The sequence below is a fragment of the Burkholderia sp. Ac-20384 genome (genome assembly GCF_017104605.1).
Taxonomy (GTDB): Bacteria; Pseudomonadota; Gammaproteobacteria; order Burkholderiales; family Burkholderiaceae; genus Burkholderia; species Burkholderia lata.
The window spans coordinates 1-20,737 of record NZ_JAAGPE010000121.1 but is presented as its reverse complement, the minus strand read 5'-3'; the positions used below and the strand labels follow the sequence as shown (position 1 = coordinate 20,737).

The following is a 20,737-nucleotide window of genomic DNA, read 5'->3' as shown; positions in this document are numbered from 1 at the left end:
ACGGGCGCCCTCACGATCAGGGCGACGCACCCCAAGCATACCGTCGCGTCCACGAATACCGCGTCGAATGTATCGGCGGCGACCCGAGCAACCGAAGCCACCCGCGCCGCCTCACATCACGAATTCGGGAACAGCAGCCACATCCGGCCAACCTGTTTCATCCGCCCTGCCTGATCGCCTGCATCGTCGCCGAGCCCCCAGAAGTAGTCGGCCCGAACGCCGCCCTTGATCGCTGAGCCCGTATCCTGCGCGAACACGAGCCGGTTCATCGGCGTATTCGTCAGTGGGCGCGTGGTCTGCAGGAACACCGGGGTGCCGAGCGGGATCGACGACGGATCGACAGCGATCGAACGCTCCGGCGTCAGCGGCACGCCCAGCGCGCCGATCGGGCCGTCCGCGCCACCATGCGGCGCATCTTCCTTGGTCGGCATGTCGCGGAAGAACACGAATCGCGGGTTCGTGTCGAGCAACGCGTCGACGCGGGTCGGGTTCGCCTTCGCCCACGCCTTGATGCCCTGCATCGTCGCCTGGGCCGGCGTCAGCTCGCCGCGATCGAGCAGCCACTTGCCGATCGAGCGGTACGGCTGGTTGTTGGTGCCGCCGAAGCCGACCCGCATCACCGAACCGTCGTCGAGCAGCACGCGTCCCGAGCCCTGCACCTGCAGGAAGAACGCTTCGATCGGGTCGTCGACCCACACGAGTTCGTTGCCGTTCAGGATGCCGGCGCGTTCGAGCTGCGCGCGTGCCGGCAGTGCGGCGCCCGCGCGATAACCGGAAGGCCAGCGATAGAGCGCGTACTGATACGGGCCGCGGCGCACTCGCGAACCATGCAGCAGCGGCTCGTAATAGCCGGTCACGAGCCCGTCGAGCGTCCCGTCGGTATTCGCGAGCTGGAACGGCGTGAAATACGTTTCGAAGAACGTACGTGCACTGCTGACGTCGAGCTCGTCGAGCCGGTCGGCGGCAGCGCAAGCGCGTGCCCAGGCCGGCTGGCGCGCGAGCCGCACGCAGTTCTGCCGCAGCGCGGCGGTCGCACCGATCAGCGAATCGTCCTGCCAGCCCGGCACCTGCTGCCACGCGACCGGCGTGAGCCGCTTCGCGGCGACCTGACCCGGCACGATCGCCGCGCCGGTCGGCGGCTTCAGCGACGACGTCCGCGTCGGCGTACCGCCACAAGCCGCAAGCAGCGCCGCTGCCGCGGCCGCCGCAACCCACCCGGCCAACCGGGGCCCAAACCACATACAATGTCCGTTCTTGATGGAAACCGCCATGTCAGATTTTCTCGACCAATATCCGATGCTCATTTTCGCGCTCGAAGCCTTCGTAGCGCTTGCCCTGCTGATCTTCATCGTCGTGTGGACGTCGTCGGGCAGAAAGAAGCACGCCCGCAGCAACGACCGCCAGCCGCGCTAACGCCCTGACGCCCTGACGCGCTCCGCACGCTCAATGCAGCGTGCGCGGCATGTGCAGTGCGAACTCGTCGACCGGCGCCTCGAAACGCTCGCCATCTTCCGCCACGCAGAAGTACGCGCCACGCATCGTGCCGACCGGCGTCGCGATCACGGCCCAGCTCGTGTACTCGAAGTGCTCGCCCGGTTGCAGCAGCGGCTGGTGCCCGACGACGCCGAGCCCCTTCACTTCCTGCACGTGGTTCTCGCTGTCCGTGATGATCCAGTGACGCGCGATCAACTGCGCCGCGACCTGTCCCGTGTTGCGGATCGTCAGCGTGTACGCGAATGCGTATTGACGGCGATCGGGGTCGGATTGTTCCGGCAAGTAGCTGGTTTTCACCGAAACGGTGAACTGATACTGACTCATGGTGTTTCCGCTGGAAGATGACTGCCCGCGCCGGCATGGGCAACGGGGCCGCGGGCGCGCCGCACTGGTTCGGCATTCTATGCGCAATCGGGCCTCGCCCGCACAGCCCGCCGCCGCGCATCGGGTCGCCGAACGGTAGAATGGCGGTTTTGCGCCGCTACGTCCCCGCTCCCCTGCCATGACCCAATTCCGCATCGCTCCCAGCATCCTGTCGGCCGATTTCGCTCGGCTCGGCGAAGAAGTCCGTAACGTCGTCGCCGCCGGCGCCGACTGGATCCACTTCGACGTGATGGACAACCATTATGTGCCGAACCTGACGATCGGCCCGCTCGTGTGCGAAGCGATCCGCCCGCACGTGCAGGTGCCGATCGACGTGCACCTGATGGTGCGCCCGGTCGACCGGATCGTGCCCGATTTTGCGAAGGCCGGTGCAAACCTGATCAGCTTCCACCCGGAAGGCTCCGATCACATCGACCGCACGCTGTCGCTGATCCGCGACCACGGCTGCAAGGCCGGCCTCGTGTTCAACCCGGCCACGCCGCTGAACTACCTCGACCACGTGATGGATCGTCTCGACTTCGTGCTGCTGATGTCGGTCAACCCGGGTTTCGGCGGCCAGTCGTTCATTCCGGAAACGCTGAACAAGCTGCGCGAAGCACGTGCACGCATCGACGCGTACACCGAGCGCACCGGCCGTGAGATCCTGCTCGAGGTCGACGGCGGCGTGAAGACCGACAACATCGCGGAAATCGCAGCGGCCGGTGCCGACACCTTCGTCGCGGGTTCGGCGATCTTCGGCAAGCCCGACTACCGCAAGGTGATCGACGAGATGCGCGCCGCGCTCGCTACCGTCGAGCGGAGCTGACGCCGTGGCCGACTCGTCGCTCGCCGGTCATGCGCCGGCCGGGGCCGCCACGGAAGCCGCCCCGATCCGCTTCGCCACGCCGCGCATCGACGCGGCGCTGATCGATCTCGACGGCACCATGGTCGATACGGCCGACGATTTCACGGCCGGCCTGAACGGGATGCTCGCGCAGCTCGGCGCACCGGCCACGTCGCGCGACGAGGTGATCGGCTACGTCGGCAAGGGCTCCGAACACCTGATCCAGAGCGTGCTGAAGCCGCGCTTCCCGGCCGACGAAGCGCACGCGCGCTTCGACGACGCGCTGGCGATTTACCAGACCGAGTACGCGAAGATCAACGGCCGCCACACGCGCCTCTATCCGGACGTGGCCGCCGGCCTCGACGCGCTGCGCGCAGCCGGCATCCGGCTCGCGTGCGTGACGAACAAGCCGCACCGCTTCGCGGTCGAGCTGCTCGAGCAGTACGGGCTGGCCGATTGCTTCGGCATCGTGCTCGGCGGCGACAGCGTCGCGCGCAAGAAGCCCGACCCGTTGCCGATGCTGACGGCCTGCAACGCGCTCGGTGTCGCACCGGATGCGGCAGTCGCGATCGGCGACTCGGAAAACGATGCGCTGGCGGGCCGCGCGGCCGGGATGGCGACGCTGACGGTGCCGTACGGCTACAACCATGGCAAAGCTATACAAACGATAAATTCGGATGGTATAGTCGATTCGTTGCTGGTCGCAGCTCGCGCGATCTCCGCGCACAACGCCGGCCGGCCAACCCTCTGATTATTTCTTCCATCTGCATGTTTCTGAATAAAAAACGGAGTCTGAGCAGCATCGACCGGGGAGCCTGGCCCTGGCGTCGCTGGTCGCGCTAACCTCTTCGATGAGGTACGCTGAAGCACGTCTTCAGCGCCGTTTTTTATCTCGCTGCGCATCCGCGCGCCGATCGTCGCACCACCTCGAGTTCTACCGCGTCCGAACGCTTGCGTTCAGGCTCGGCCGCAGGCTCGCGACGTTCACGCCCGGAGTGCCGGCCGGCAACAGGCACTTCTCGATCGACCGCCCTTTCGCCGACGGCACCCCGCGCAGCGTCAAGTGATCCCTGGCGCACGCGCCGCTCGTCCCGAACAGGACCGGAACATGACCGAACTCGAATTTCAATCGCTCGCGAACGAAGGCTACAACCGCATCCCGCTGATCGCGGAAGCCCTCGCCGATCTCGAAACGCCGCTGTCCCTCTACCTGAAGCTGGCCCAACCCGAACGCTCGGGCGCCAACTCGTTCCTGCTCGAATCGGTGGTCGGCGGTGAACGCTTCGGCCGCTATTCGTTCATCGGCCTGCCCGCCCGTACGCTCGTGCGTACCCGCAACGGCGTGTCGGAAGTCGTGCGCGACGGCCAGGTCGTCGAGACGCATGACGGCGACCCGTTCCAGTTCATCGAATCGTTCCAGGCGCGCTTCAAGGTGGCGCAGCGCCCGGGCCTGCCGCGCTTCTGCGGTGGTCTCGCCGGCTATTTCGGCTACGACGCGGTGCGTTACATCGAGAAGAAGCTCGCGAACACCACGCCGCGCGACGATCTCGGCCTGCCCGATATCCAGTTGCTGCTGACCGAGGAAGTGGCGGTCATCGACAACCTCGCCGGCAAGCTGTACCTGATCATCTACGCCGACCCGAGCCAGGCCGAAGCCTATACGAAGGCGAAGCAGCGCCTGCGCGAACTGAAGCAGCGCCTGCGCACGACCGTGCAGCCGCCGGTCACGTCGGCGAGCGTGCGCACCGAGACGTTCCGCGAGTTCAAGAAAGACGACTATCTGGCCGCCGTGCGCCAGGCGAAGGAATACATCGCGGCCGGCGAGCTGATGCAGATCCAGGTCGGCCAGCGTCTGACGAAGCCGTACCGCGACAATCCGCTGTCGCTGTATCGCGCACTGCGTTCGCTGAACCCGTCGCCGTACATGTACTACTACAACTTCGGCGATTTCCACGTGGTCGGTGCATCGCCGGAAATCCTCGTGCGCCAGGAAAAGCGCGGCGAAGACCAGATCGTCACGATCCGCCCGCTGGCCGGCACGCGCCCGCGCGGCAACACGCCCGAGCGCGACGCGGAACTCGCGACCGAGCTGCTCAACGATCCGAAGGAGATCGCCGAGCACGTGATGCTGATCGACCTCGCGCGCAACGACGTCGGCCGCATCGCGGAAATCGGCTCGGTGCACGTGACCGACCAGATGGTCATCGAGAAATACTCGCACGTGCAGCACATCGTCAGCTCGGTCGAAGGCAAGCTGAAGCCCGGCATGACGAACTACGACGTGCTGCGCGCGACGTTCCCGGCCGGCACGCTGTCCGGTGCGCCGAAGGTACGCGCGATGGAACTGATCGACGAGCTCGAGCCGGTCAAGCGCGGGTTGTACGGCGGTGCCGTCGGCTACCTGTCGTTCTCGGGCGAGATGGATCTCGCGATCGCGATCCGCACGGGCCTGATCCACAACGGCAACCTGTACGTGCAAGCGGCGGCCGGCGTCGTCGCGGATTCGGTGCCCGAATCCGAATGGCAAGAGACCGAGAACAAGGCGCGCGCAGTGCTGCGTGCGGCCGAACAGGTCCAGGACGGCCTCGATAGCGACTTCTGACCGGAGACTGACCATGCTGCTCATGATCGACAATTACGACTCGTTTACCTACAACCTGGTCCAGTACTTCGGCGAACTCGGCGAGGACGTACGCACCTACCGCAACGACGAAATCACGCTCGACGAAATCGCGAGCCTGAATCCCGATGCGATCTGCCTGTCGCCAGGCCCGAGCAACCCGCAGCACGCGGGCATCACGCTCGACGTGCTGAAGGAATTCGCGGGCAAGAAGCCGATCCTCGGCGTCTGCCTCGGCCATCAGGCGATCGGCGAGGCCTTCGGCGGCCGCGTCGTGCGCGCGAAAACCATCATGCACGGCAAGGTGAGCAAGATCGAAACCGACTGCAGTGGTGTATTCGCCGACCTGCCGAAGCACTTCGACGTCACGCGCTATCACTCGCTCGCGATCGAGCGGGAATCGCTGCCCGACTGCCTCGAGGTGTCCGCGTGGACCGACGACGGCGAAATCATGGGCGTGCGCCACAAGACGCTGCCGATCGAAGGTGTGCAGTTCCACCCGGAATCGATCCTGTCCGAGCATGGCCACGCGCTGCTCGAGAATTTCCTGAAACAGGCACGCGCCGCGGCCGCGCAAGCCGCCTGACGGGAGCCTCACGATGACGATTACCCCGCAGGAAGCGCTGCAGCGCACGATCGAACACCGCGAAATCTTCCACGACGAGATGCTGCACCTGATGCGGCTCATCATGCGCGGCGACATGTCGCCCGTGATGGCGGCCGCGATCGTCACCGGGCTGCGCGTCAAGAAGGAGACGATCGGCGAGATCGCCGCCGCCGCAACCGTGATGCGCGAATTCGCGAATCACGTCGAGGTGCAGGACAACTCGAACTTCGTCGACATCGTCGGCACCGGCGGCGACGGCTCGCACACGTTCAACATCTCGACCGCGTCGATGTTCGTCACGGCCGCGGCCGGCGCGAAAGTCGCGAAGCACGGCAACCGCGGCGTATCGAGCAAGTCCGGCAGCGCCGACGTGCTCGAGGCGCTCGGCGTGAACATCGACCTGCAGTCCGACCAGGTTGCCGCATCGATCGCCGAAACGGGCATGGGCTTCATGTTCGCGCCGAACCATCACCCGGCGATGAAGAACATCGCGGCCGTGCGCCGCGAGCTCGGCGTGCGCACGATCTTCAACATCCTCGGCCCGCTGACCAATCCGGCCGGCGCGCCGAACCAGTTGATGGGCGTGTTCCACCCCGACCTCGTCGGCATCCAGGTGCGCGTGATGCAGCGTCTGGGCGCGCAGCATGTGCTCGTCGTGTACGGCAAGGACGGGATGGACGAGGTATCGCTCGGCGCGGCAACGCTCGTCGGCGAGCTGCGCGACGGCAAGGTGCACGAATACGAGATCCATCCGGAAGACTTCGGCCTGCAGATGGTGTCGAACCGCACGCTGAAGGTGGAAAATGCCGACGAATCGCGCACGATGCTGCTCGGCGCGCTGGACAACCAGCCGAGCGTCGCGCGCGAGATCGTCACGCTGAACGCGGGCACCGCACTCTATGCGGCGAACGTCGCCGAATCGATCGCCGACGGCATCCAGCTCGCGCGCGAAGCGATCGCGAGCGGCAAGGCCCGCGCGAAAGTCGACGAACTCGTGCGCTTCACGCAGCAGTTCAAGCGCTGACTCCCCTTACGAATCAAGCAGGAATCCACATGAGCGACATTCTCGACCGAATCATCGCCGTCAAGCGCGAAGAAGTCGCAGCGGCCATGCGCAGCGCGCCGCTCGAGGCACTGAAACTGGAAGCATCGGCACGCGACCTGCGCGACTTCGTCGGCGCACTGCGCGCGAAGCATGCGGCCGGCCACGCGGCCGTGATTTCCGAAATCAAGAAAGCCAGCCCGTCGAAAGGCGTGCTGCGCGAGCATTTCGTGCCGGCCGACATCGCGCGTTCGTATGCCGAGCACGGCGCCGCGTGCCTGTCGGTGCTGACCGACGAACAGTTCTTCCAGGGCAGCGTCCGCTATCTCGAGGAAGCGCGCGCGGCCTGCACGCTGCCCGTGCTGCGCAAGGACTTCATCGTCGACGCGTACCAGATCATCGAAGCACGCGCGATGGGCGCCGACGCGATCCTGCTGATCGCCGCCGCGCTCGACACGCCGCTGATGCAGGATCTCGAAGCGTATGCGCACTCGCTCGGCCTCGCGGTGCTGGTCGAAGTCCACGACCGCAACGAGATGGAACAGGCGCTGACGCTCAAGACGCCGCTGCTCGGCATCAACAACCGCAACCTGCGCACGTTCGAGACGTCGATCCAGACCACGCTCGACATGCTCGACATGATTCCGTCGGACCGCATCGTCGTGACCGAATCGGGCATCCTGTCGCGCACCGACGTCGACACGATGCGTGCGGCAAACGTGAACACGTTCCTCGTCGGCGAAGCGTTCATGCGCGCCGACCAGCCGGGCGAAGAACTCGCACGGATGTTCTTCTGATGGCGATCGAAAAGGAAATCAAGCTCGCGCTGCCGGCCGGCCAGGTCGACGCCGCGCGACGCTTCTTCGAGACGCTGACCGGCGAACCCGGTCACGACATCACGCTCGCGAACGTCTATTACGACACGCCCGATCTCGCGCTGGCCCGCTCGAAGAGCGCAGTGCGCGTGCGCCGCGCGCCGCAAGGCTGGTTGCAGACGTTCAAGACGGTCGGCAGCGCGGAAGGCGGCCTGCATCGCCGCCACGAATGGGAACTGCCGGTCGCCGGCGATGCGCTCGAGATCGACGCGCTCGTCGCGGCCTGCGACGTGCCGGAAGCCGCCGCCGCGCTGAATGACGCGGCCGGCACGCTGTCGGCGCTGTTCCGCACGGATTTTTCGCGTACGCTGTGGCGCATCGCAATCGGCGGCGCGACCGTCGAAGCCGCGGTGGACCTCGGCGAGATCGTCGTCCAGGCGGAACACGAAACGCGCCGCGAACCGATCAGCGAAATCGAACTCGAACTGATCGACGGCCCGGAAGCGGCGCTCGCAACGCTCGCCGCCGAACTGCAGCAAGCGCTGCCGGGCCTCGCTCCCGACAACATCAGCAAGGCGCAGCGCGGCTACCGGCTGCGCGCGCAATAACCCGCATCACGCATGGCAACCCGCAAGACTTCCCGCGCGCCGCAACAGGCGTCGCTGTTCGACGATCCCGTGCCGGAAACGGCACCGGCCGATATTCCGTCCCCGGCGCCCGAAGCGCCCGCGGCCGGACGCAAGCCCGCAAAGAAAGCCGCTGCTCCGGCTGCGGCCCCCACGGCACCCCAGCCCGCTGCCGCCGACGTTCCGCACCTCGCCGCGCAATTCGACGCGCTGCCGACCGTGTGGCGCGACGTGCTGAAACCCTTTACCGACAGCGACGCGTACGCGCCGCTGTGCCGCTTCGTCGATGACGAGCGTGCGGCCGGCAAGACGGTCTACCCGACCGACGTGTTCCGCGCGCTGCGCCTGACGAGCCCGGACGACGTCAAAGTCGTGATCCTCGGCCAGGATCCGTACCACGGCGACGATCGCGGCACGCCGCAGGCTCACGGGCTCGCGTTCTCGGTGCCGCCGGCCGTGCGCACCCCGCCGTCGCTGCGCAACATCTTCAAGGAAATCGCCGCGAACTTCGGTCATGACACGCCGCGCCACGGCTGCCTCGACACCTGGGCACGCCAGGGCGTGCTGCTGCTCAACACGGTGCTCACGGTCGAGCGCGGTGCCGCAGCGAGCCATGCGAAGCGCGGCTGGGAACAGTGCACGGACACGCTGATCCGCGAACTCGCCGGCCGCCATCGCGGGCTCGTGTTCATGCTGTGGGGCGCACACGCGCAGGCGAAGCGCGCGCTGTTCGACGCAAGCGCGCACTGCGTGCTCGAGGCGCCGCATCCGTCGCCGCTGTCCGCGCACCGTGGCTTCCTCGGCTGCCGCCATTTCGCGCTCGCGAACGACTATCTGGTCGAGGCAGACCGCGAACCGATCGACTGGCGCCTGCCGGAAGTGGCCGAAACGCTCGCATAACGGCCGCGCCGCCGATTCTTTCGGCCACGCCAGCCGGCATGCAAAAACGCCGCGCCCCCTTCGGGACGCGGCGTTTTTTTATCGGGCGATGCTGCGGGTGCGGCGCACCCGCATCGACCTTACGCGGCGGCGATCGCTTCGCGTGCGCCGGCCAGCGCGGCGCTTTGCGCATCCGGGCCGAGGTTCAGGCCTTCCGCGAAGATGAAGTTCACGTCGGTCATGCCGACGAAGCCGAGGAACGTACGCAGATACGGGGTCTGGCTGTCGTTCGGCGTACCGGCGTACTTGCCGCCACGGGCCGTCACCACGTGAACCTTCTTGCCCTTGATCAGGCCTTCCGGACCGTTCTCGGTGTAGCGGAACGTGACACCTGCACGTGCGATCCAGTCGAAGTACGTCTTCAGTTGCGACGAGATGCCGAAGTTGTACATCGGTGCGCCGATCACGATGACGTCGGCTGCTTGCAGTTCTGCGATCAGTGCATCGCTCTTCGCGACGATCGCATTCTGTTCCGCGGTGCGCTTGTCGGCCGGCGTGAAGAACGCGCCGAGCACCGATTCGTCGAGGTGCGGCAGCGCATCGGCCAGCAAGTCGCGAACCACGACCTTCGCGCCGGGGTTCGATTGTTGCAGCTTTGCCGTCAGTTCGTTGGCCAGCAGCGTGGATTGCGCACCTTGCGAACGTGCAGCGGAATTGATTTGCAGAATGGTCGTCATGTCAGGCTCCAGTAGGGTTGCGCTTTGGTAGCGCGAGTGACGCCATTGTGCGTGGCCGCATGACCGCGAAAAAGCGGGTTCAAGGCGACGGATTGTTGCAGCAGCAGAACAATCCTTGATCGCGCCCCGATACCCGCTTCAAACCGCTCAACCCTTCAGCCAGGCCTCCCGGGCCTTCGAGACCGCAGCCGGCTTCGCCGCCGCCGTCAACCGGTAGCGCGTGACTTCCGGGCCGTCGAGCTTCAGTTTCGCGGTGCGCAGCTCGTCGCGCCGGAACGCGTGAACCTCGACCTTGTCACCCGGCCGGTAGCGCGCGAGCAGTGCGTCGAGGTTGGTGCCCGTGACGCGCAGTCCGTCGACCGCAATCAGCGTGTCGCCGGCCGACAGCCCCGCGCGATGTGCGGCGCCGCCTTCGTAGACAGCAGCGAACGTGCAGTCCGCGCCGCCGCGCAGGCGCGCGCCGATCGTCGGCTTCGCGGTCGCGCCGTTCGCGACATCGGGCGCGAGCGTCACGCCGAACGGTGCGAGCAGTTCGGCGAGCGGCAGGTCGCGCGTGCCGTGCACGGCATCGGCGAACAGACGGCCGAGCGCAACGCCCGTCGCCTCTTCGATCAGCGCCTCGACTTCGTCTTCCTCGACGCCCGCCTGCTTGCCGCGGTAGAAGTCGCGGCCGTAGCGCTGCCACAGCAGGCGCATCACGTCGTCGAGCGACTTCTTGTTGCGCGTTTGTGCGCGGATCGCGAGATCGAAGGCGAGCGCGACGAGCGAACCCTTCGTGTAGTAGCTGACGATCGCGTTGGTCGCGTTCTCGTCCTGGCGGTAGTACTTGATCCACGCGTCGAACGAGCTGTCGGCGACGCTCTGCTTCAGGCGCCCCGTGCCGCGCAGCACACCGCCGACCGTGCGGCCGAGCGCCGCGAAATATTCGTCCTGCGACATCAGCCCGCTGCGCACCAGCATCAGGTCGTCGTAATACGACGTGAAGCCTTCGAACAGCCACAGCAGCGACGTGTAGTTTTCCTTCGACAGGTCGTACGGCACGAACGCCGCCGGCTTGATGCGCTTCACGTTCCACGTGTGGAAGTACTCGTGGCTGCAGAGACCGAGATACGTGCGATAGCCTTCCGTCGTTTCGGGCCGCCCCTTCACCGGCAGGTCGGTGCGGTTGCAGATCAGCGCGGTCGACGCGCGGTGCTCGAGGCCGCCGTAGCCGTCGCTGACCGCCAGCGTCATGAACACGTAGCGGTCCATCGGCGCCTTCTTCGATTTCGGCTCGAACAGCGCGATCTGCGCTTCGCACACGCGCTTCAGGTCGGTGCGCAGGCGCTCCATGTCGAGCTGCGTCACACGCCCCGCGATCACGATGTCGTGCGGCACACCGTGCGCATCGAACGTCGCGAGCGCGAATTCGCCGATCGTCACCGGATGGTCGGAGAGCTCGTCGTAGTTCGACGCGCGGTAGGCGCCGAACGCATAACGCTTGGTGCCGCGCCCCTCGGGCAGCGACGTGCCGACACGCCACGCGCGGAACGCCGCGCCGGCCGGCTTCGCGATGTCGACTTCACACGGCGCGTCCTCACGGCCGGCGACGCTCAGGAACACGGCCGTCGCGTTGAAGAAGCCGCCCGATTCGTCGAGATACGCGGAGCGCACCGACAGGTCCCATGCATACACGTCGTAGCGCAGCGTCAGCGCGCCGCTCACGGGTGCGGCCTGCCACGTGTGCTTGTCGGTCTTCGCGATCCGCACCTTGCGGCCCGCGTCGTTGAATGCGCCGAGCGTCACGATGTTGCGCGCGAACTCGCGCACGAGGTAGCTGCCCGGGATCCACACCGGCAGCGAAAAGCGCTGGCCTTCGGGGTCGGGATCGGTGACCGTCACCGACACTTCGAACAGGTGCGCGGCAAGATCTTTCGGGACAATCGAATAGCGGATCGGCTGGGTCATCGTGGCAATCGGTCGGTCGAATACGGCGGCGGAAACGAAGAGAGGCGCCGGCAGATGCGGGCGCCCCTCGCTGGCCAGGCCATGCGGCCCGGCGTGTGGTCGGTTACTTGCTCGAGGCGAGCGCCTGATTGAGCTGGTCGGCCGACACGGCGCCCGGCAGGCGACGGCCGTCCGGCAGGAAGATCGTCGGCGTGCCCGTGACATTCATCCCGCGGCCGAGCGCGAGGTTCTTGTCGAGCGCGGTGGTATCGCAGCTACCGGCGCCGGACGGTGCGCGATGGTCGAGCATCCAGCTCTGCCACGTTTTCGCGCGGTCGGTCGCACACCAGATCGCCTTCGACTTCGCGGTCGAATCCGGCGACAGCACCGGGTACAGGAACGTGTAGACGGTCACGTTGTCGACCGACTGCAGCGTCGTCTCGAGCTTCTTGCAGTACGGGCAGTTCGGATCGGAGAACACCGCGATCTTGCGGGCGCCGTTGCCCTTGACGACCTTGATCGCATTCGCGAACGGCAGGCTCGCGAAGTCGATCTTGTTGATTTCGGACAGGCGAGCGTCGGTCAGGTTCTTGTGCGTCTTGGTGTCGACGAGATCGCCGAGCAGAACGTAGTCGCCTGCCGCATCGCTATAGATGATCTGCGAGCCGAGGTTCACTTCGTAAAGGCCGGCGACCGGCGCTTTCGACACGCTCTTGATCGGCGCGTCGCTGCCGAGACGGGCCTGCAGCGTCGCTTTCAGCTTGTCGGTGGTCTGGTCGGCCTGCGCGGTGCAGCCAAGCGTCGCCATCGTGACGGCCAGCGCCAGCGACGCGATGCGGATCGTTTTTTTCATCGAAATCTTCCTTCAGCTCAATCGGTGTGCACGGCACAGTGTACGCCGTAACGAACCGTGTCCGACCCGCGAAGCGGCGGAAGGTTCGATCAGCCGAGCGCGGCCGACACGAGCCAGCGCTTTACCAGCGGCTGCGCGCCGACGAAGGCCATGCCCGCGTTGCGCACGGCCTTCGCGAGCGAGCCCGGCACCGCGAACAGCCGCTGCAGCCCGTCGGTCGCGACCATCAGCGCACGGATGTCCTCGCGGCGCGAACGCTCGTAGCGACGCAGCAGCACCGTATCGCCGAGGTTGCGGAAGCTTTCCTTACCGGCGATCGCATCGGCAAGCGCCGCGACGTCGCGCAGCCCGAGGTTCATCCCCTGCCCCGCGAGCGGGTGGATCAGGTGCGCGGCATCGCCGACGAGCGCGACGCGCGGCGCGATCAGCTTGTCGACCGTCTGCAGCGCCAGCGGGAAGCCGGCGGCCGGCGTCACGCAGTCGAGGGTGCCGACCTGCCCATGCGACACGCGCTCGACCTCGGCCGCGAGCTGCGCCGGGTCGAGCGCGAGCAATTCGTCTGCATGCGCGGTGTGCGCGGACCAGACGAGCGACACATGGCCGTCCGGCAGCGGCAACAGCGCGACGATCTCGCCTTCGTGGAACCACTGGTAGGCCGTCTCGCGGTGCGGCAACGACGCCTTGAAGTTCGCGACGACGCCGGTTTGCCGGTAGTCGCGTCGCTCGACTTTGGCCCCCATTTGCGAGCGCACCCATGAATGCGCGCCATCGGCGCCGACGATGAGGTCTGCTTCCAGCACCTGCCCCGACGACAGCGTGAGCACGGCCGCGTCGTCGCGCACGTCGAAGCCCTGTGCGCGCGCGTCGAACCACGTGAGATTCGGCTGAAACCGCAGTGCGGCGTCGAGCGACGCCTCGACCAGCGACGATTCGGCGATCCACGCGAGCTGCGGCACGGAAGCCTGGTACGCGGAGAAATGCAGTTCCGCGTGGGCATCGCCGTACACGCGCATGTCGTAGACCGGTGCGAGCCGGCTGTGATCGAGCGCCTGCCAGACCCGCAGCCGCTCGAGCAGCGCCTGCGAACTGGTGGACAGTGCGTAGACGCGCGTGTCGAATGCGAGATCGGCGGGGCGCGGCGTGGCCGGCTGGGCGAGCAAGGCTGTCTTGTAGCCGGACTGGGTCAGCGCGAGCGCGGCCGTCTTGCCGACGAGCCCGCCGCCGACCACGGCGACGTCGAAGGTGTGGTGGGCAGTCATGGCGGGCATTATAGCCGCGGGGCCAAACCCTTACGCGGCCGGACTTTGCGGGAAATCAGCAGAATCGCAGGCCGATGCCGCGGCGCGGCGGCCCGTCGCATCGGCCGTTCGGCGCCAGCCCGGAATCCGGGGCGCCGGCACGGTACAATAGCGCCTTTGACCGTCGGCCCGCCGCGTCCCAAGCGCCGGCCGCCCTTTTTTCCCGCGCCGCCGTGCCCTGTCCGGCCGCGCCGCCTTACCCGTCCGAAGGATTCCATGAGTCTCAAATGCGGCATCGTCGGCTTGCCCAACGTCGGCAAGTCCACCCTGTTCAATGCGCTGACCAAGGCCGGCATCGCCGCCGAGAACTACCCGTTCTGCACGATCGAGCCGAACGTCGGTATCGTCGAAGTGCCCGATACGCGCCTGAAGGCGCTCTCCGAGATCGTCAAGCCGGAGCGTGTCGTGCCGGCCGTCGTCGAATTCGTCGACATCGCGGGCCTCGTCGCGGGCGCAAGCAAGGGTGAAGGCCTCGGCAACCAGTTCCTCGCGAACATCCGCGAAACCGACGCGATCACGCACGTCGTGCGCTGCTTCGAAGACGAGAACGTCATTCACGTCGCTGGCAAGGTCAGCCCGATCGATGACATCGAAGTGATCAACACCGAACTCGCGCTCGCCGACCTCGGCACCGTCGAGAAGGCGCTCACGCGTTATTCGAAGGCGGCGAAGTCGGGCAACGACAAGGAAGCGGGCAAGCTCGTCGCCGTGCTCGAGAAGGTGCGCGCGCAGCTCGACCAGGGCAAGGCCGTGCGCGGCCTCACGCTGTCGGACGACGAAGAGGCGCTGCTCAAGCCGTTCTGCCTGATTACCGCGAAGCCGACGATGTATGTCGCCAACGTGAAGGACGACGGTTTCGAGAACAACCCGCACCTCGACGCGGTCCGCAAGTACGCGGAAAGCGAGAATGCGCCGGTCGTGGCCGTGTGCGCGGCGATCGAGGCGGAAATCGCCGATCTCGACGATGCGGACAAGGAAGCGTTCCTCGCCGACATGGGCATGCAGGAGCCGGGCCTCGACCGCGTGATCCGCGCGGGCTTCAAGCTGCTCGGCCTGCAGACCTACTTCACCGCAGGCGTGAAGGAAGTGCGTGCGTGGACGATCCATATCGGCGACACGGCACCGCAGGCGGCCGGCGTGATCCACACCGACTTCGAGCGCGGCTTCATCCGCGCACAGACGATCGCGTTCGACGACTACGTCACGTTCAAGGGCGAGCAAGGCGCGAAGGAAGCCGGCAAGATGCGCGCGGAAGGGAAGGAATATGTCGTGCACGACGGCGACGTGATGAACTTCCTGTTCAACGTCTGAGCGTCGCGTTATCGTCTCAGTGAAAAGCCCGCTTATGCGGGCTTTTTTCTTTTCGGTGCACCGGCCTTGTCATGACTGGTTCTGCTTGTCTGTGGTGGCAAGCTGACCGCCCGATGTCACCTCATTACATTGTGCAAATCGACACGCGCTCGATACGGTTGCGCGGATGGTATTTCGACCAGACAAACTGACTGAAATAGCTTTCCGCAACCTCCGTCCATGTCCGGAGTCCGTCGTCTTCCTGTAGGACATGTCTGGCGTTGACCAGCAACCAGGAAATCACGGCCTGGCTGTCGCGACACTTCGCGCATTCTCCGGACGTACAACAGCGCGCAAGCGAGACAAAGTCGGCGCGATACGCATTGAACCTGGGTAGCGCGGGCCACCCCGATGCGAACCGATCCACGTTCTGCGGATGATCCTCGCTAACGCTCGGACAACTTGCACCATTGAATGCTCCCCAGGCGGTCTCACCCCGCATCAAGGCCGTCAGATAATAGGGATGGCTTGCAATGGTTTCGGGGTATTTCGCCTTCAAGTCGAGCAGGACGTCCAGCAACCGCTCCTCTCCTCGTCGACGTAGCGGGCCGTCAACGTCATAGGGACTGTAGTAATTGAACAGCAATCGATTTCCGTTATCTCGAATCTTGCGCACCGTTTCCTCAATGTACGCAATACCATCAATCGTCACTGCATAGACAAAACCCGCACGTTCGTCGTCGCGATAGTTTGCCAGTGCCTTGTCGAACAAGCCGGTGAAGCGTTTCCCGTTCGGACCGATCGCACGCAATTCGTCGTCGAGCGGCCCACCGCCAAATACGGAAACGGCGATGGTGATGTCCTCGAAATCTTCATACGGGATTTTTCGAAGCCCATTCGTCGACACTGATACTTTCGGCATGTGTTTCCGAAACATCTGTATCCGATCGAGATGCAATGCGGGTTCACCGCCAATCAATAGCGGCGCATTTATCCCGCGCGCAGCTTCCTCCCTCACACGCTGCTCAAGGCGTTGCGTATCGCTTAACTCCTGCGATGCCGTATCGAATTCGTTCTCGAAAAACCAGCAGCCCTTGCAACGCAGGTTGCATTGATTCGTAAGGTGGTAAAGCGACGCGCGCGTCTCCTTCGCCTCATTTCTGACGGCCTTGAAGCGCGATTTCATTTCAGTTGAATCATCCATCGTGGTCTCCTGATGCGAGGATGCAAACGACACGCGCTATCAGCGCCGCAACCCTCTGGTGAGTTCCGGCCACAGCGACGAATGCTCGCGGCGGAACATGCCGACGTGCCCAATTGCGCGGCCGTCGGGATTTTCTGGATGGATGAAGTGGACGTCGGACCTGGCGCTCGGCAGCAGGCGCAGCCAATCTGCGATATTGGCCGGCGTGGCAAGCGGATCGTCGGTTGCGGCCACAATGGTGACGGGAGCGGTAAATTTGTCGTAGTAGTGGCGTGCCACCCCTGCTCCGAATTCGTTCGCCACATATCCCGGCCGACGGCACCATCGGGCCCACTGAAGTCCGATACACGGCGGCAGATCATCGCCCCAGCCGAGTACCCTGGCCGGAACGTAACCGAGCAACCGAACGGAGATCGGCACATACATATGCGCAAGCAGCAGGGCCGCGAAACGCTTTGGCCAGCGAATGTTGCCGACAAACCCGGAAGACGCAGAGATGGCGCACAACGAACGAACCGACGCATGATTCGGCATCAGGCCGACTAGTTGCGCGCCTGCGCTATGTCCGATCAAATGTGCGTCGTGCGCACCGGTTTCGCCAAGGAGCCACTCGAGCGCCGCGGGCATGTCGAGTTGCCCCCAATCCTGTTTCCGCGCTCGGGATTGGCGAACGTGATTCGTACCGAGCGACGCACCGATCCCCCGATAATCGAATACAAACGTCGAATGGCCGTCTTTGCGCAGCCAATCCGCGAACGGGAAATAAAAGGATTGTCGGATTCCTGTCGCGGGGCAGATTAGCACGGGAGAACGATCGCCGTCGGACGCCGGGAAATAGGTTCCCTTGAGCTGGAATCCGTCGCGGGCGGCGAAAGCAATGCTGACGCGCGGTGTCGAACGCTCGGTCATTGTTTCGACTTCGATACAGTCGACGAACGACAAGGCGTATCGATCGCGCAATTGGATATCAGGCCCTGCCTGATAGTGGCGATCATCAACAAAGGACACCCAATTGATTCATCCATCGATTCACCTCGGTAATCGAAGCAACCAATGTAAGAGCAAGTCTTTGTTGATGAAATCAGACGAGTTCGATTATTACGCGCTAGTTGCGCGTTGCTTCTTGCCTCTGACGACGAGTCGCGCGTCGATTTTTTCCGCCGCATCGGATAAAAACGCAAATGGCCCGACCGGCAAACGCCGATCGGGCCATTTTTCGTGACGCAGGCTTTCCGCCCGCCATCACTTCACTCCATCACATCGCCGACACGCGCCGACCTTCACTCGCCTGCGCATCGCGGCCACGCTTGTTCAGCCACGACGCGAGCAGCACGATCAGCGCCAACACTGCCGTCGCACCCACTTCCATCCGGTGATCCTCGCTCACGAGCATCACGGTCAGCGTGCCGCAGATGAACAGGATCACCAACCACGTGAGCCACGGGAACAGCCACATCCGCAGCGTCAGGTCCGCGCCGGTCGATTCGAGCGTCTTGCGCATCCGCAGTTGCGAAATCGCGATCACGAGATACACGAGCAGCGCGATCGCACCCGACGTCGCCAGCAGGAAGCCGAACACCTGTTCCGGCATCAGGTAGTTCGCGATCACGGTCACGAAACCGAACGCGGTCGATGCGAGCACGGCCGCGCGCGGCGTCCCGGTCGAATCGGTGCGGTGCAGGAACGCCGGTGCGTCCTTGCGCTTGGACAGCGAGAACAGCATCCGCGACGCGGTGTACAGCGCCGAATTCAGGCAGCTCGCGACCGACACGAGCACGATCACGTCGATGATCGCCTTCGCGTTCGGGATGCCGATCAGTTCCATCGCACGCTGATACGAGCCGTGCTTCGGCAGCAGCGGATCGTTCCACGGCACGATGGCCGCGACGACGAGAATCGAGCCGAGATAGAACAGCGTGATGCGCCAGATCACCGAGTTGGTCGCGCGCACGATCTGGCGTTGCGGGTTGTCCGATTCGGCGGCCGCGATCGTCACGATCTCGGTGCCGAGGAACGAGAACATCGTCGTCAGCATCGCCGCGAGCACCGCGCCGGCGCCGTGCGGCATGAAGCCGTCATGCACGAACAGGTTCGACACGCCCGACACCGCCGGCGCCGGAATGATGCCGACGATCGCCGCACCGCCGATGCACAGGAACACGACGATCGCGACGACCTTGATCAGCGCAAACCAGAATTCGAATTCGCCGTAGTTCTTGACCGAAAAGAGGTTGGTCACCGTCAGCACCAGCGTGATGCCGAGTGCGAAGACCCAGGTTGCAACACCGGGGAACCAGGCATTGAGGATGGTCGCGGCGGCGGTCGCCTCGATCGGAATCACGAGCACCCAGAACCACCAGTACAGCCAGCCGATCGAGAAACCGGCCCAATGGCCGATCGCGCGATCGGCATAGGTGGAGAACGAACCGCTGTCCGGATGCGCGACGGCCATCTCGCCGAGCATGCGCATCACCAGCACGACCAGCACACCCGCGATTGCATACGCGAGGATCGACGCCGGGCCGGCTTCGGCGATGGCGTGGCCGGAGCCGACGAACAGGCCTGCGCCGATCACGCCGGCAATCGACATCATCGTCACGTGCCGCTGCTTCAGGCCCGTACCGAGGCCTGTGTTGCTTCCACTCATCTGTCTCTCTCCAAAAAACGGTTCCGGTATGGCCGGGTATCGCGTGAAGGCAGCACGGGGGATTGTGGTTCTTGAGCCGGGCCGGATGCGGCGCCTGCACGGGATGCAGGCGCGGAGCCGGATCGGGGGCCGTTCCGGAAACGGTGCGCGATGCAGTCTGCGAAGCTGCAGGTACGATGCGGCGCGCAGGGCGCCGGCGCATCGCGTGCGCCCTTTCCGTCGGCTTTCGTCAGCTGCCTTCGAAGCGAAGGAGTGTAAGCATCAAACGGTTCTTCACTAAGAACCAATTGAAGAATTTCGATGGAACCACTTGTTGCATCGACGTCGATCGATGCAACGCTTGTACCCGTTTGCGATGGTTCGCGAGTGCGCCGAAAGCATCCGACGATGCAGGGCCAGCCAGACGCAACCGGCGCGTCAGCGCGTGCCGCGCGCCATCTCGTCGCGCCATTTGGCGGGGACGACGGCCTGCCATTCTCGCAGAAGCAGGTTTTTCACGGCGTCCGGGTGGGCCGCCGACAGCCGCACCAGCACGATCGGCCAGCCGACATAGTGATCCGTCACGTAATACACGTCGGGTTCCGATTCGATCAGCCACGCACGCTCGTCGGGGCCGACACCCTTCACGACGAGCGTGTCGCCGTCCTCGCGCAGCCGCGCGAGCATCTTGCCCTTCACCCTGAGTGCGGGCGTGCCGTACGACGTGCCTTCCTCGACGCCGCGCCACGCCAGTGCGATCTGCCGGACTTCATCGAATGTCATGGGGCCCCCTGGCTGGATGCCTTCGATTCACGATCCGGCCACCCTACCGGAATTCGCGACGGCGCACCGGCCGAAACGCACCTATCCGCGCGCCGCACGGGCGGCTGTCGACGCACGCCCCGTCGTCGCGACGATCGCGAAGGCGATCGCATTGGCGGCGGCGCTGGCCAGGATCGGCACGAGATAGCCGCCGCCCGCGTCGTAGATGAAGCCGGCCGCGGTCGGTCCGATCAGCGTGCCGAATGCGACGCTCGTATAAAGCACGCCGATGATCCCGCTCACGTTGCGGCCGCCGAAATAGTCCATCACGACCGCCGGCAGCACCGCGACCCAGCCGCCGTAGAACACGCCGAACACGAGTGCGAATGCCGCAAGCGTCGCGACGGTGCCGGCGCCGGCCCACGCGACGAGCGCGACGGCCATGCCCGCGAACATCGCAAGCAGCGAAGTGCGGCGGCCGAAGCGGTCGGCGAGGCCGCCGAGGAAGAAACGGCCGGCCGTGCTGCCGACACCGATCGCGCCGAGCAGCAGCACGGCCGTCGATGACGAGACGCCATGATCGAGCGCGTACGGCACGAGATGAACGAACGGGACGAACACGCCGAACGAGCAAATGAGGCATGCCGCGTAGAGGCTCGCGAACGGGCGCGACGTGACGGCTTCGCGCACCGTCGCGCCGGCAGGCGCCGAAGCGGCGACCGGCGTGCGGCCCGCCACGGCACCGGACACC

The 20,737-nt window shown here is 65.3% G+C and carries 21 protein-coding genes; 10 read left to right on the top strand and 11 right to left on the bottom strand.

The window, feature by feature from the left end; translation table 11 throughout:
• Positions 1-116: 116 nt before the first annotated feature.
• The gene (locus tag G3O00_RS22025; RefSeq protein ID WP_241025284.1) at positions 117-1,241 is read right to left on the bottom strand and encodes an MltA domain-containing protein; all 1,125 of its coding nucleotides are present in this window, start codon (positions 1,239-1,241) and stop codon (positions 117-119) included.
• A 28-nt stretch (positions 1,242-1,269) separates the two neighbouring features.
• Here G3O00_RS22025 and G3O00_RS43460 point away from each other — a divergent pair, with 28 nt between their 5' ends.
• Positions 1,270-1,413: a hypothetical protein gene (locus G3O00_RS43460; protein ID WP_240462024.1), complete on the top strand. Its 144-nt coding sequence runs from the start codon at positions 1,270-1,272 to the stop codon at positions 1,411-1,413.
• Between the two features lie 30 nt (positions 1,414-1,443).
• Here the strand turns inward: G3O00_RS43460 and apaG are convergent, their stop codons facing one another.
• Positions 1,444-1,818: a Co2+/Mg2+ efflux protein ApaG gene (gene apaG / locus G3O00_RS22020; protein ID WP_011350820.1), complete on the bottom strand. Its 375-nt coding sequence runs from the start codon at positions 1,816-1,818 to the stop codon at positions 1,444-1,446.
• A gap of 178 nt (positions 1,819-1,996) precedes the next feature.
• Between apaG and rpe the strand changes: the two genes are divergently transcribed.
• The 8 genes from rpe to G3O00_RS21980 all read left to right on the top strand — a co-directional run bounded on the left by rpe (position 1,997) and on the right by G3O00_RS21980 (position 9,311).
• Entirely contained in the window at positions 1,997-2,683 is a 687-nt protein-coding gene (gene rpe / locus G3O00_RS22015) for a ribulose-phosphate 3-epimerase (RefSeq protein WP_011883156.1), read from the top strand.
• A gap of 4 nt (positions 2,684-2,687) precedes the next feature.
• Complete coding sequence (locus G3O00_RS22010; protein ID WP_174936021.1) at positions 2,688-3,452, top strand: phosphoglycolate phosphatase; 765 nt, start codon at positions 2,688-2,690, stop codon at positions 3,450-3,452.
• Between the two features lie 357 nt (positions 3,453-3,809).
• Complete coding sequence (gene trpE / locus G3O00_RS22005; RefSeq protein ID WP_011350817.1) at positions 3,810-5,303, top strand: anthranilate synthase component I; 1,494 nt, start codon at positions 3,810-3,812, stop codon at positions 5,301-5,303.
• Between the two features lie 13 nt (positions 5,304-5,316).
• On the top strand, positions 5,317-5,907 hold the full coding sequence (locus tag G3O00_RS22000) for an aminodeoxychorismate/anthranilate synthase component II (RefSeq protein WP_011350816.1): 591 nt from the start codon (positions 5,317-5,319) through the stop codon (positions 5,905-5,907).
• A gap of 13 nt (positions 5,908-5,920) precedes the next feature.
• The gene (trpD, locus tag G3O00_RS21995) at positions 5,921-6,952 is read left to right on the top strand and encodes an anthranilate phosphoribosyltransferase (RefSeq protein ID WP_206144324.1); all 1,032 of its coding nucleotides are present in this window, start codon (positions 5,921-5,923) and stop codon (positions 6,950-6,952) included.
• A 29-nt stretch (positions 6,953-6,981) separates the two neighbouring features.
• Positions 6,982-7,767, top strand: coding sequence for an indole-3-glycerol phosphate synthase TrpC (trpC, locus tag G3O00_RS21990; RefSeq protein WP_206144323.1), 786 nt, complete (start codon positions 6,982-6,984; stop codon positions 7,765-7,767).
• Positions 7,767-8,393, top strand: coding sequence for a CYTH domain-containing protein (locus G3O00_RS21985; protein WP_206144322.1), 627 nt, complete (start codon positions 7,767-7,769; stop codon positions 8,391-8,393). Before trpC ends, G3O00_RS21985 begins: the two co-directional genes overlap by 1 nt.
• A gap of 12 nt (positions 8,394-8,405) precedes the next feature.
• Complete coding sequence (locus tag G3O00_RS21980; RefSeq protein WP_206144321.1) at positions 8,406-9,311, top strand: uracil-DNA glycosylase; 906 nt, start codon at positions 8,406-8,408, stop codon at positions 9,309-9,311.
• A gap of 119 nt (positions 9,312-9,430) precedes the next feature.
• On the opposite strand, the gene G3O00_RS21975 is transcribed toward G3O00_RS21980, so the two are convergent.
• The 4 genes from G3O00_RS21975 to G3O00_RS21960 form a co-directional block, all read right to left on the bottom strand.
• Positions 9,431-10,027 carry an NAD(P)H-dependent oxidoreductase gene (locus G3O00_RS21975; protein ID WP_011350811.1) on the bottom strand — a complete coding sequence of 199 codons (597 nt, stop codon included), beginning with the start codon at positions 10,025-10,027 and terminating at the stop codon, positions 9,431-9,433.
• 147 nt (positions 10,028-10,174) lie between these two features.
• Positions 10,175-11,974 carry a PDZ domain-containing protein gene (locus tag G3O00_RS21970; RefSeq protein ID WP_206144320.1) on the bottom strand — a complete coding sequence of 600 codons (1,800 nt, stop codon included), beginning with the start codon at positions 11,972-11,974 and terminating at the stop codon, positions 10,175-10,177.
• Between the two features lie 103 nt (positions 11,975-12,077).
• Positions 12,078-12,806 carry a DsbC family protein gene (locus G3O00_RS21965; RefSeq protein WP_011350809.1) on the bottom strand — a complete coding sequence of 243 codons (729 nt, stop codon included), beginning with the start codon at positions 12,804-12,806 and terminating at the stop codon, positions 12,078-12,080.
• An 89-nt stretch (positions 12,807-12,895) separates the two neighbouring features.
• Entirely contained in the window at positions 12,896-14,074 is a 1,179-nt protein-coding gene (locus G3O00_RS21960) for a UbiH/UbiF family hydroxylase (RefSeq protein WP_011350808.1), read from the bottom strand.
• Positions 14,075-14,320: 246 nt separating this feature from the next.
• Here G3O00_RS21960 and ychF point away from each other — a divergent pair, with 246 nt between their 5' ends.
• The gene (gene ychF / locus G3O00_RS21955) at positions 14,321-15,415 is read left to right on the top strand and encodes a redox-regulated ATPase YchF (protein WP_011350807.1); all 1,095 of its coding nucleotides are present in this window, start codon (positions 14,321-14,323) and stop codon (positions 15,413-15,415) included.
• A gap of 124 nt (positions 15,416-15,539) precedes the next feature.
• Here ychF and G3O00_RS21950 read toward each other — a convergent pair whose 3' ends face one another.
• From G3O00_RS21950 to G3O00_RS21930, 5 genes are all read right to left on the bottom strand, one after another.
• Complete coding sequence (locus G3O00_RS21950; protein WP_174936011.1) at positions 15,540-16,598, bottom strand: radical SAM protein; 1,059 nt, start codon at positions 16,596-16,598, stop codon at positions 15,540-15,542.
• A 39-nt stretch (positions 16,599-16,637) separates the two neighbouring features.
• Positions 16,638-17,606 carry an alpha/beta fold hydrolase gene (locus G3O00_RS21945; RefSeq protein WP_346778991.1) on the bottom strand — a complete coding sequence of 323 codons (969 nt, stop codon included), beginning with the start codon at positions 17,604-17,606 and terminating at the stop codon, positions 16,638-16,640.
• Between the two features lie 247 nt (positions 17,607-17,853).
• Positions 17,854-19,245: a GABA permease gene (gene gabP / locus G3O00_RS21940; RefSeq protein WP_174936009.1), complete on the bottom strand. Its 1,392-nt coding sequence runs from the start codon at positions 19,243-19,245 to the stop codon at positions 17,854-17,856.
• 417 nt (positions 19,246-19,662) lie between these two features.
• Complete coding sequence (locus G3O00_RS21935; protein WP_011350804.1) at positions 19,663-20,007, bottom strand: MmcQ/YjbR family DNA-binding protein; 345 nt, start codon at positions 20,005-20,007, stop codon at positions 19,663-19,665.
• 81 nt (positions 20,008-20,088) lie between these two features.
• Positions 20,089-20,737 (bottom strand): MFS transporter (locus G3O00_RS21930; protein WP_206144319.1); only part of this gene is annotated, 649 nt, incomplete at its 5' end.